This window comes from Actinomadura sp. NPDC000929 (genome assembly GCF_040492065.1).
GTDB classification, from domain to species: domain Bacteria; phylum Actinomycetota; class Actinomycetes; order Streptosporangiales; family Streptosporangiaceae; genus Spirillospora; species Spirillospora verrucosospora.
Genome location: NZ_JBEUPA010000108.1, coordinates 19,543 through 31,070 on the forward strand (window position 1 = coordinate 19,543; position 11,528 = coordinate 31,070).

The following is an 11,528-nucleotide window of genomic DNA, read 5'->3' on the forward strand; positions in this document are numbered from 1 at the left end:
TCAGTCACGGTCAATAGCGGGCGGGCCCGGCGCCCATCTCGGTCACGGAAGGCCCCGAGTACGGGGGCTGCTCCTGGGCGCGCAGGGCGGGAGTCAGCACCCGTCCCACCCGCTCCACCAGGAGCGTCATCTCGTAGGCCACCAGCCCGAGATCGCAGTCGGGCGCCGCCAGCACCGCGAACACCGACCCGTTCGTGATGGACATGACGAACAGCAGCCCGCGGTCCATCTCCACGACGGTCTGGTTGACCCCGCCGGCGTCGAAGATCTTCGCCGCACCCTGGGTCAGGCTCATCAGCCCCGAGGCGATCGCCGAGAGCTGGTCCGCCCGCTCGGGCGGGAAGCCCGCCGAGTAGGCCATCGGCAGCCCGTCCGAGGAGACCACGACGGCGTGCGCGACCTTCGCGACACGGTCCGCGAAGTTCGTCACCAACCAGTTGAGATCCTGCCCGCTCACCGGGTGCCTCCTGTCTCGCCGTCACCCTGGGACGGCGCTTCACCTGACGTGCCTGCGCCGCGTGCCTCATGGCGTCCGCGGTGGACGCCGCGCTGCAGGCTCGCAAAGCGGTTGCGTACGACGTCGGCCGACTGGCCGTGACCCTGCTGCTGTCCCTGCGGCTGCCCCGGCGCCTGGCCGACGACCGGCAGGCCCTGCGTCGGCGCCTGCGGTCCCTCCAGGCCGCCCCCTCCGGGCGCAGGGCGGCCCAGCGGGGCCGCCGGCGGCCGGGGCGCGTCCTGCGCTCCGCGGCCCACCGCACCGGGGATGCGGTTCTTGCCGGGCACCCGCTTGGGCAGTCCGACGGTGGTGCGGCTCGTCGCCACCGGCTCGCGGGCCGCCTCGGCGGCGCGGAAGCCCGCGTCCGCCGGGGACTCCCAGCCCTTGCCGAGGTCCTCGCCGGACCCGCCGCCCGTCCTGCGCTGGAACCACTCCGACTGCATCGCGTCGAAGATGGGCGAGCGCTCGGGCAGCCGCGGCGGGGCCTTCGGCTCCGGCTGTGCGGCCGCCGCGGCCCGCACGGCCGGCTGGGGAACGGGTGGCGGCTCGTGCACCGGGGCCTCCGGCACGTGGGGAGCGGACATGGGCGGGACGTCCGGAGCGGACATCGCCGGGACGTCCTCGGCGTACGGGGCGGGCGCCTGGCCGGGGTTCGGGCCGACCTGCTCCAGCGGCCCGGTCTCCCACGGGATGTGCCGCCCGCCGCCGGACTCGGGCACCAGCGGCTGCGCCTCCGGGACGACCGGCTGGGGGCCCGTCCGCCCGCCCGGCGGGTAGGCGCCGTTGGCGGGGGCGTCCTCCACCTCCTGCGAGCGCTCGCCGCGCGGCTGGAAGAGCCCGTTCGAGGACCCTCCGTCGGAGGGGCGGCCCTGCAGGTGCGTGCCCGGCTCCCGGACCGGCAGCTCCCCCGGCCTGCGCGGCTGGCGCTCGCCGGTCCCGTAGGGGTCGCCCGCGGGGGCGCGCCGGTCCCGCGAGGGGCGCCGCTCGGCGGGCGGGACCGCGGGATGCGCGCCGGTGCCGTAGGGGTCGTGCACGCCCTGGGCCGGGATCGGACCGGTCTCGGTGATGCTCGGCTGCGGGCCGGTGGCGCCGCGCACGGGACGCAGCGGTCCGGTGCCGCCGACCATGGGGTGCGCGCCCGTGCCGCCCGCCATGGGATGCGGTCCGGTGCCGCCGCCCATGGCGGCGGGGCCGTAGTCGTCCTGCCGGAACCCGCCCCCGGGCGGCTCGGCGGCGGTGGTGGTGGTGAGCGCGGCGAGCTGGCCGTGGGAGCCGGCCTCGCGGGGGGCGAGGCCGGGGCGGCTGCCGATGCCGCCGGACTCGCCCGGCGTGACGACCGCGTCCGGCAGCACCACGAACGCGGTGAGGCCGCCGCCCTGGGCGGCCCGCAGCTCGACGCGGATCCCGTGCCGGACGGCCAGGCGGCCGACCACGAACAGGCCCATGCGGCGCGCCGCGGAGAAGTCGATGACGGGCGGGTTCGCCAGGCGCCAGTTGGCCTGCTCCAGCTCCTCGGGCGACATGCCGACGCCGTTGTCGGTGATCTGCAGCATGCAGCCGCCGCCGCTCAGCATCTGCCCCGAGACCGTCACCTTGGTGTTCTCGGACGAGAACACGGTGGCGTTCTCCACCAGCTCGGCCAGCAGGTGGACGAGGTCGTTGACGACCGGGCCGGCGACCGTCATGTCGCCCTGAACCCGCAGCGCCACGCGCTCGTACTGCTCGACCTCGGACAGCGACGCGCGGACGACGTCGATCAGCGGGACGGGCTGGTTCCACCGGCGCACCTGCTCCTGGCCGCCGAGGACGAGGAGGTTCTCGCAGTTGCGACGCATGCGGGTGGCGAGGTGGTCCAGCCGGAACAGGTTGCCGAGCTGCTCCTCGTCGCGCTCGCTCTGCTCCAGCTCCTCGATCAGCCGCAGCTGCCGCTCGATCAGGGACTGGCTTCGGCGGGAGAGGTTGACGAACATCGCGTTGATGTTGCCGCGCAGCACGGCCTCGTCGGCGGCGAGCCGGACCGCCTCGCGGTGGACCTCGTCGAACGCCCGCGCCACCTGGCCGATCTCGTCGGTGGAGTCGATCTCGATCGGCTTGACCTCGATGCCGCCCGCGGCGGCCTCGGGGTCGCGCAGCCGGTCGACCAGGCCGGGCAGCCGCGTGTTGGCCACGTCCAGCGCGCCGGACTGCAGCCGGCGCAGCGGCCGCACCAGCGAGCGGGCCATCACGATCAGGGTCGCCAGGACGACCGCGAGGACGAGGAACAGCAGCACGCCGTCCCGGATCGCCGCCGTCTGCGCGCCGGCACGGGCGTCGTCCGCCTTGGCGGCGAGGTCGGCGGCGATGCTCTTCTCGACCGTCCGCAGCTTGTCGACCCGCGCGGTCGAGTCCGACGTCCACGACCGGGCCGTGCGGGCGCCGAGCCTGACCCGCAGTTGCCGGGAGGAGTCGGCGACAGCCAGCGTCTGCAGCCGGGTGACCTCCGCGCGGTCCAGCTCGGGACCGGTGACGGTGTCCTCGAACAGCCTCAGCTGGGCCGGCGTCGCCGAGCTCCGAAAGGCGTTGATGCTGGTGTCCATGTCCGCACGGGCGTCGTCGACCGCGGCGCGGTCGAGCGGCTCGAACCGCCCCTCCCAGAGCGCGGAGGCGAGCAGGGCCCGTTCGCGGGACGCGGCGTCCTTGGCGTTCGCCAGGTCGGCCAGCGCCAGCGCGCTCTGCGCGAGCTCGGCCGTGGGGGCGTCCTGGGAGACCAGGACATGGAAGGAGGTGAAGTCGTCGACGAACTCGGTGTACTTGTCGATGATCACCCCGGGTGCGAGGCGGACGGCCGCCGTGCGCAGCGCGGGCAGGTCGTCCACCCGGTTGAGGACGTTGCCGACCGCCAGCCGCAGGCCGGAGGAGTACGTCTCGACGTCCGCCGCGGCGGCGCGCACCTTGCGGGCGTCGGCGTCCACCGCCTCCTGCCGCGCGGCGAGGATGTCGGCGCCGCCGGTGCGCCCGCCTCCCGCCGCCCGTTCCGCCATCGCGTCGCGCTCGGCCTCCACGTCGTGCGCGAGCGCGGTCAGCTGGTTACCGAGCGTAGCCAGCTGGCCGGTCCGGCTGTAGGCCTCGGCGTTGTCCAACGACACCGAGACCCGGTAACCCGCGAAGAACGCGGCCACGATCGTGGGCACCGCGATGAGGGCGAACAGACGCGTGCGCACTCGCCAGTTGCGCAGCTTGTAACGCCCACCCTGGGAACTTCGCTTCGGGGCGTCGCCCCTGGCAGACGGGCCTGGCTGGGGGGATTGCGGGGCCATCTCGGCCCCTTCTGCTTTCCGCACTGCCCTCCGCTACCTCTCAATGGGGTCGATCGCTCGCGGCGTACAGTGGCCTGAACGGGATTCGGGTCGCATCGCTCACCCACGCCACTGCGGGCGAGCGCGAGATATTGCAACACAGAGCCACCATCATGGCCAACCCGAATGATCACACAAGTCTGGACTTGTGATGCAGAAGATGCCCATGTCACAGACTGTTATCTCATGTTCACATAATTGCACATAATCCTCGCATCTCACCCAAGCCAGGCCCACAGTGCGCTACGCTCCCGCCTCGTTTGAAAGATCAGGTTCAACGTGCTTCCCCCGCAAAATGGAGCCTTGCCATGCCTGCTTCCCACCGCCGTACAGCCGTCACCGGCGCGCTAGCGATCGCTCTGGCTCTCTCCGCCGCGGCCTGCGGCTCCTCGGAGAAGAAGTCGGCCAACGGTCTGGAGAAGTCCGAGATCACCCTCGGCAACATGACCGTCGCCGACACCGCGCCCGTCCAGCTCGCCATCTCCAAGGGACTGTTCAAGGCCGAGGGCCTGACTGTCAAGACCCAGGTCATCCCGGGTGGCGCCGCGGGCATCCCGCTCCTGAAGAGCGGCCGGCTGGACTTCAGCATCAGCAACTACGTCTCGCTGCTCACCGCCGGGGCCAAGGACCCGGGCTTCAAGCCCAAGATCGTCGTTGAGGGCATGCAGAGCGCGCCGAAGACGCACACGCTGATGGTGCGCAAGGACTCCCCGTACCACACGATCAAGGACCTGGCCGGCAAGAAGATCGCCGTCAACACCAAGCGCAACGTGGCCACGCTGCTGGTGCGGGCCGCCGGCAAGCCGCAGAGCGTCGAATTCGACGAGGACAGGAACTTCGTCGAGGTCCCCCCGCCCGCCATGGAGCAGGCCCTGAAGTCCAAGAGCGTCGAGGCCGTCCAGGCGATCGAGCCGTTCGGCACCCAGATGCAGCAGTCCATGGGCGCCCGCATGGTCGCCGACCTGTCCAGCGGCCCGACCGCGGACTTCCCGGTCGCGGGTTTCGCCACCACCGAGAAGTTCGCCAAGGAGAACCCCAAGACGGTCGCCGCCTTCCAGCGCGCGCTGCTGAAGGCGCAGGGCATGGCCGCCGACCGCAAGCTGGTCCAGGACGTCCTGCCGACCTACGCCAAGGGGATCGACGCCAAGGTCGCCTCCACCATGAGCTTCGGCACGTGGCCGACCACGCTGAACGCCACCCGCCTCCAGCGCGTGGCCGACCTGATGCAGCAGTTCGGCTACCTGGACAAGCCCCTTGACGTCAAGTCGTTCATGGTGACCTCCTCTTAATGAAGTACCGCCGTATCCTTCTCGGCGCCGCCGGGGTCGCCGGGCTGGTCGCCGTCGTCGAGGTCGTGAGCCGTACCGGCCTCGTCGACGAGACCGCCCTGCCCCCGGCGTCGACCGTCCTGCGGGAGGCCGGGAAACTCGCCGTCGACGGGGAGTTCCTCGCCGACGTCGGGGCCACGCTCACGGCATGGGCGGGCGGGCTCGCGCTGGCGGTGCTCGTCGCGGTGCCGCTGGGCGTGCTGCTCGGCTCGGTGCCGGTGCTCGGCACCGCCTCCCGCGCGCTGGTCGAACTGCTGCGCCCCATTCCCTCGGTCGCGCTGATCCCGCTCGCCATCATCCTGTTCGCCGACCCCACGCAGATGAAGATGTCCTTGATCTTCTATGCCTGCCTGTGGCCGATCCTCATCAACACCCTGTACGCGCTCCGCGACGTCGATCCGGTCGCCAAGGAGAGCCTGCGCAGCTTCGGCTTCGGGACGCTGTCGGTGCTGTGGCGCGTCTCCCTGCCGAGCGCTTCGCCGTTCATCGCCACCGGCGTCCGGATCGCCGCCTCCGTCGCCCTCGTCGTGGTGATCAGCACCGAGCTCCTCGCGGGCGGGATCAACGGGGTGGGGATCTACCTTTCCGACACCCAGTCCGGAGGCGGCCGGACCGACCTGCTGCTGGCCGGCGCCTGCTGGGCCGGAGTGCTGGGACTGCTGGCCAACACGGCCCTCTTCGGGGTGGAGCGGATCGCGTTCCGCTGGCACAACGCTCGCGTGGAGGGGATCGCATGAGGGCCCTGCGAGCGCTGCGCGGGTTCGCCGGGCGGGTCTGGCTCGTCGCCGCCGCCGCCGTGCTGTGGGAACTGGTCACGCGCGCGGTGGACGAGACCTACTTCCCCCCGCCCACGACGATCTTCGACGCGCTGCACGAGCTGTGGTTCTCCGGACCGGCCTCCCACGCGTTCCTCACGGACAAGGCGGTGGACGACTTCTCCACCAGCCTCACCCACCTGTTCGTGGGATGGGCGGTCGCGGGCGCCGCGGGCGTCCTGGCGGGCGCGGCGATCGGCAGGTCACGGGTCCTGTACGACCTGCTGAACCCGGTGCTGGAGTTCCTGCGCGCGATCCCCCCGCCCACCCTGGTGCCGTTCTTCATCATCGTGTTCCAGCTCGGCGCGACCATGCAGGTCGTCACGATCGCGTTCGGCGTGGTGTGGCCGGTGCTGCTCAACACCTGCGACGGGGTCCGCACCGTGGATCCCCTGCATCTGGAGACGGCCCGGGTGTTCGGCGTCGGCCGGGTCCGCAGGCTGCTGACCGTCACGCTCCCGGCGGCCTCCCCCAAGATCTTCGCGGGGCTGCGGGTCGCGCTGTCGTTCGCGCTGATCCTGATGGTCATCTCCGAGCTGTTCGGCAGCACCTCGGGCATCGGATCCGAGCTCATCGGCGCCCAGCGCTCGTTCGAACTGCCCCGGATGTGGGCGGGGATCGTCATGCTGGGCCTGCTCGGGCTCCTGTTCAACGCGGTGTTCATGCTCCTGGAGCGGCGCCTGCTCTCCTGGCACACTGGCGCGAAAAGGCTCGCGAGCTGACGATGACCCCAATGCCGACCCTGACGACATACACACAGCAAAGGCGGCCGTGGTGCTCCAGATAACCGGCCTCAGCCATTCCTACGGCGACGGTCACCGGGCCATCGACGGGCTCGACCTCACCGTCCCGGACGGTCAGCTGCTCAGCATCGTCGGCCCGTCCGGCTGCGGCAAGTCCACCTTGCTGCGCTGCATCGGCGGGCTGATCCGCCCGACCGCCGGGACCCTCACCCTGAACGGCGAGCCGATCGACGGCGTGCCCGACGACCTCGCCGTGGTGTTCCAGGACTACAGCCGGTCGCTGTTCCCATGGCTGACCGTCCGCGACAACGTGGCGCTGCCGCTGCGGCGGCGCGGCAAGGGCCGCTCGGAGCGGCGCGCCGCGGCGCAGGAGGCCCTGGAGTCCGTGGGCCTCGCGGACGCCGGACGCAAGTACCCGTGGCAGCTGTCGGGGGGCATGCAGCAGCGCGCGTCGATCGCGCGGGCTCTGGCCTACCGCCCGTCGCTGCTGCTCATGGACGAGCCGTTCGGGTCGGTGGACGCGCAGACGCGGGAGGACCTGGAGGACCTCGTCCTGCAGATGCACCGGACCCGGGAGATGACGATCCTCCTGGTCACGCACGACATCGACGAGAGCGTCTACGTCGGTGACCGAGTGGTCGTACTGAACCGCTCGCCCGCCCGCGTCCACGCCGACCTGCCGGTCGAGCTTCCCTCGGCGCGCGACCAGATCGAGACCCGCGGGACCCCGGAGTTCGTCCGGCTCCGGGCCGAGGTCGGACGGCTGGTCCGCGGTGGCGCGAAGGTGCCGGGCGCGGCGCCCGCGGGCACCGCGCCCGGCACCGGGTGAGCCGGAGGGACGGCGGACCGGGGCCCCGGCGGCGCCCGGTCCCGGCCGGTGAGACCAGGACGCCCCGGTGAGAACGGCCGCCACGTGCGGCGACACGAACGAGACCGGCGCGGGCGGGCCGCCTGGGCCCGGTCGCCCGAGACCAACGGAGGGTGATTCATGCGCGTACTCATCGTGGGGGCGGGCATCGGCGGGCTCACCACCGCGCTGAGCCTGCACGAGGCCGGAGTCGAGGCCCTCGTCGTCGATTCCGCCAACCGGCTGCTGCCGCTCGGCGTCGGCATCAACCTGCTGCCGCACGCCGTCCGGGAGCTCACCGAGCTGGGATTCGCCGACGAGCTGGCCGAGACCGGCATCCCGACAGGCGAGATGGTGCACTTCGACCGGCACGGCGGCCGGATCTGGGCGGAGCCGCGCGGGCGCGCGCTCGGCTACAACTGGCCCCAGTACTCGATCCACCGCGGCGAGCTGCAGATGATGCTGCTCGACGCCGTCCGCGCGCGGCTCGGCCAGGACGCCGTCCGCACCGGGACCGTCTTCGAGGGCTTCGAGCAGGACGGGACGCAGGTGCGGGCCCGCCTGCTCGACCGGGCGTCGGGCACCGCCGAGACGGTGACGGCCGACGCGCTGGTCGGCGCGGACGGCCTGCACTCCGCCGTCCGCGCGCAGCTGTACCCGGACGAGCCGGCGCCGCTGTGGAACGGCATCAGGCTGTGGCGCGGCATCACCGAGGCCGACCCCATCCTGACCGGGCGGACCATGGTCGTCATGGGGAGCAACGCCACCTCGAAGATCGTCGTCTACCCGATCTCCATGCGCGTGGAGCGCCGGGGCAAGGCGCTGCTCAACTGGGCCGCGGAGGTCAGGCTCGCCGACGATCAGCTGGACTGGGACCCCGACTGGAACAAGGCCGGCCGCCTGGAGGACGTGCTCCCCTACTTCGCGGACTGGAAGTACGACTGGCTCGACTTCCCCGCGCTGATGTCCCAGGCGGCGGAGATCCTGGAGTATCCGATGGTCGACCGGGACCCCGTCGACCGCTGGACGTTCGGCCGCGTCACGCTGCTCGGCGACGCCGCCCACCCGATGTACCCGATCGGCTCCAACGGGGGCTCCCAGGCCATCCTCGACGCCCGCGTCCTGGCGCACGAGCTGGCCGGCGCCGACGACCCCGCCGAGGGGCTGCTCGCCTACGACAAGGCGCGCCGCGAGCCGGTCAACGCCATCGTCCAGGCCTGCCGGGACATGCCCGCCGACCGCATCCTCCACACGGTCAGCCAGCGGGCGCCCGACGGTTTCTCCTCGATCGAGGACGTGCTGACGCCCGACGAGCTGAACACGATCACCGGCGCGTACCGGCAGACGTCGTTCTCCGACGTCGAGGCCCTGAACTCCCGCCCCTCCTTCTCGGCGGCGGGCTGACGGCGACGCGGACCGGCGCGCGTTGACGGGCGCGGTGAGGCGGTCGCCTCGCCGCGCCTTCGGCTTTCGCGCGGAAGACGGTCGTGCGCTCAGGAGGCGGCGACGGCGGCCAGCCGGGCGCTCATGGCGCGGGAGGCCCGCTCGTAGAGGGACGCGTCGTCGTGGAGCAGGGCCTGCGCGCCGCCCGCGCGGCAGAGGGCGTCCAGTTCGAAGGCGAGCTGGGAGACGTCGGTCGCGGCGTCGATCTCGCCGAGGTCGCGCGCCTCGCGGAGGCAGCGCTCCAGGAAGGCGCGCCAGTCGCGCTGCGACGCGGCGATCGCGTCGCGGACGCGTCCGGGGCGGGCGTCGAACTCGGCCATCGCGGAGTGGAAGAAGCATCCGCCGGGGAAGACGGGGTCGCGCTGGTAGCGCTGCCACGCGTCCAGGAGCGCGCGGACGCGGCCGATCCCCTCGGGGACGGCGAGCGCGGGCTCGATCACGTGCAGGCGGAACACCTCGGCCGCCTTGCGGATCGTCGCCAGCTGGAGCTCCTCCTTGGAGCCGAAGTGGGTGAACACGCCGCTCTTGCTGATCCGCAGCTCGGTGGCGAGCCGGCCGATCGACAGGCCCTCCAGGCCCTCCGCCGAGGCGATGTCGGCGGCGCGGCCGAGGATCGCGCCGCGCGTCTGCTCGCCCTTGAGAAGCCGTCCGTCGGTGGTCACGCCCTTAAATCTGCACGACCGTTCGTTCAAAGTCAATGCGCCCGCCCCCTTGACTCGGAACCTCCTTCTAGAAGAGTGTACGATCGTTCGTTTACTTTCCTGAGAGGTCCCCCCATGCCCACCGAGACGCAGACCGGCGCGGCGCCGCCGCGGCCGGTCGCCGCGCGCCGGGACGTCCCCTGGCTGGCCGCCGGCGCGACGTTCCTGGCCATGCTCGACGCCACCGCCGCGAACCTGGCCGTCGCCGACCTGCACACCGACTTCCCGGGTAGCACCCTGTCCGGCCTGACCTGGGTGATCACCCTGTACGCGGTGCTGTTCGCGGCGCTGCTCGCGCCCGCCGGCCGCGTCGCCGACCTGGTCGGCCGGCGGTCGCTGTACCTGTGGGGCACCGGCCTGTTCACGCTGGCGTCGCTGGCCTGCGCGGTCGCGCCGAACCTGCCCGTCCTGCTGGCGACGCGCGCCGCGCAGGGCGCCGCCGCGGCGGCGCTGATCCCCGCGTCCCTCGCGCTGCTGCTGCACGACACGCCTCCCGAGCGGCGCGCCCGCAGCATCGGGCTGTGGAGCGCGGCGGGCGCCTTCGCCGCCGCGATCGGCCCCGGCCTCGGCGGGGTGCTGGTCGACCTGTCCGGCTGGCGGTCCCTGTTCGTCATCAACGTGCCGATAGGGCTGGCGATGCTGCTCGGCGGGCGGCGCCTGCCCCGGGCCGCGGGCGGCGCGGGCCGGCTGCCCGACCTCGCCGGGACGCTGCTGCTCGCCGCCGGGGTCGGCGGGGCCGCGCTCGGCGTCACGCAGAGCCGGGACTGGGGCTGGACGGACGCCCGGACCCTCGCGCTGCCGCTCGGCGGCGCCGCCCTGGTCGCCCTGGCGCTGTGGCGATCGGCGCGGCACCCGGTGCCCGCGCTGGAGATCTCGCTGTGGCGCGACCGCCGGTTCGCCGCCGCGAACGCCGCCTCGTTCCTGTACGGGACGGCACTGTACGCGTGGCTGCTCGCCGGCGTGCTCTACCTGACGGGCGAGTGGCACTACTCGATCCTGAAGGCGGGGTTCGCCTCGACGCCGGGCGCGTTCACCGCCACCGCGGCGGCGGTCGCGGCGGGCCGCCTCGCCGCCCGCTTCGGCGTCCGCCCGGCCGTGACCGGCGGCGCGCTGATCATGGTCGTGTCCGGGGCGTGGGTCATCGCGACCCTGCCCGCGGAACCGCACTTCGCGACGTTCTGGCTCCCGCTCGGCCTCCTGGTCGGGACGGGCATGGGAATGATCAGCACCGGCACCGCCTCGGCCGCCGCGCTGTCGGCCGGGCCGCTGCGGTTCGCCGGCGCCACCGGGCTCAACACCACGGCGCGGCAGCTCGGCGGCGCGCTCGGCATCGCCGTCCTCGCCGCGCTGCTGCCGGAGCGGGCCGCGCTCGGCGACTACGCCTCCGTCTACCTGTTCTGCACGATCGCCGCCGCGGGCACGGCCGCCGCCGGCCTGCTCCTCACCGTCCGCCCGCCGAGGCCCTGAGCCGGTCCGCGCGCCGGCCGCTCACTTGGCGTCGGCGTAGCGGTCGACGACCGCGATCTCCATCGGGAAGACGACCGGGGTGTCGCCGAACAGGAGGCCGCGCGCCTCCCGCGCGGCCGCGCGGACCGCGTCGGCGACCTCGGCGGCCAGGTCGGCGGGGGTGTGCACGATGACCTCGTCGTGCTGGAAGAACACCAGGCGGGGCGGGCCGATCCCGGCGAGGCGGCGGCGCAGGGAGCCGAGGAGCGCGAGCGCCCAGTCGGCGGCGGTGGCCTGGACGACGAAGTTGCGGGTGAAGCGGCCCCGCCCGCGCAGCGCCTGGGCCGCCGTGCCGCCCCGGGGCCCCGGGGCGC

Annotated in this window: 9 protein-coding genes and 1 pseudogene; 6 read left to right on the forward strand and 4 right to left on the reverse strand. The window is 73.1% G+C overall.

Translation table 11 applies throughout. The features are described 5' to 3' along the window. Window positions 1-10 precede the first annotated feature (10 nt). Window positions 11-457 (reverse strand): roadblock/LC7 domain-containing protein, encoded by a 447-nt coding sequence (locus ABWI04_RS29715; RefSeq protein WP_179836164.1) that lies wholly within the window; start codon window positions 455-457, stop codon window positions 11-13. After that, window positions 454-3,696, reverse strand: a complete 3,243-nt coding sequence (locus ABWI04_RS29720) for a sensor histidine kinase (RefSeq protein ID WP_353834514.1) — start codon at window positions 3,694-3,696, stop codon at window positions 454-456. Before ABWI04_RS29720 ends, ABWI04_RS29715 begins: the two co-directional genes overlap by 4 nt. A 443-nt stretch (window positions 3,697-4,139) precedes the next feature. On the opposite strand from ABWI04_RS29720, the gene ABWI04_RS29725 reads away from it, so the two are divergent. The 5 genes from ABWI04_RS29725 (at window position 4,140) to ABWI04_RS29745 (ending at window position 8,968) form a co-directional block, all read left to right on the forward strand. Next, on the forward strand, window positions 4,140-5,120 hold the full coding sequence (locus tag ABWI04_RS29725; protein ID WP_345184622.1) for an ABC transporter substrate-binding protein: 981 nt from the start codon (window positions 4,140-4,142) through the stop codon (window positions 5,118-5,120). Further along, a complete protein-coding gene (locus ABWI04_RS29730) occupies window positions 5,120-5,896 on the forward strand; it encodes an ABC transporter permease (RefSeq protein ID WP_353834515.1) in 777 nt (258 codons plus the stop codon). The genes ABWI04_RS29725 and ABWI04_RS29730 overlap by 1 nt, the downstream gene beginning before the upstream one ends. Continuing rightward, a complete protein-coding gene (locus ABWI04_RS29735) occupies window positions 5,893-6,696 on the forward strand; it encodes an ABC transporter permease (protein WP_353834516.1) in 804 nt (267 codons plus the stop codon). Before ABWI04_RS29730 ends, ABWI04_RS29735 begins: the two co-directional genes overlap by 4 nt. Window positions 6,697-6,748: 52 nt before the next feature. Beyond that, window positions 6,749-7,546 carry an ABC transporter ATP-binding protein gene (locus ABWI04_RS29740; RefSeq protein ID WP_345184629.1) on the forward strand — a complete coding sequence of 266 codons (798 nt, stop codon included), beginning with the start codon at window positions 6,749-6,751 and terminating at the stop codon, window positions 7,544-7,546. Window positions 7,547-7,705: 159 nt separating this feature from the next. Further along, the gene (locus ABWI04_RS29745) at window positions 7,706-8,968 is read left to right on the forward strand and encodes a flavin-dependent oxidoreductase (RefSeq protein WP_345184631.1); all 1,263 of its coding nucleotides are present in this window, start codon (window positions 7,706-7,708) and stop codon (window positions 8,966-8,968) included. An 89-nt stretch (window positions 8,969-9,057) separates the two neighbouring features. Here ABWI04_RS29745 and ABWI04_RS29750 read toward each other — a convergent pair whose 3' ends face one another. Further along, window positions 9,058-9,669 (reverse strand): TetR/AcrR family transcriptional regulator, encoded by a 612-nt coding sequence (locus ABWI04_RS29750; RefSeq protein WP_353834517.1) that lies wholly within the window; start codon window positions 9,667-9,669, stop codon window positions 9,058-9,060. 114 nt (window positions 9,670-9,783) lie between these two features. Here ABWI04_RS29750 and ABWI04_RS29755 point away from each other — a divergent pair, with 114 nt between their 5' ends. After that, entirely contained in the window at window positions 9,784-11,175 is a 1,392-nt protein-coding gene (locus tag ABWI04_RS29755) for an MFS transporter (RefSeq protein WP_353834518.1), read from the forward strand. Between the two features lie 21 nt (window positions 11,176-11,196). On the opposite strand, the pseudogene ABWI04_RS29760 reads toward ABWI04_RS29755, so the two are convergent. After that, window positions 11,197-11,528: pseudogene (locus ABWI04_RS29760) on the reverse strand (bifunctional 3'-5' exonuclease/DNA polymerase); the annotation flags it as partial.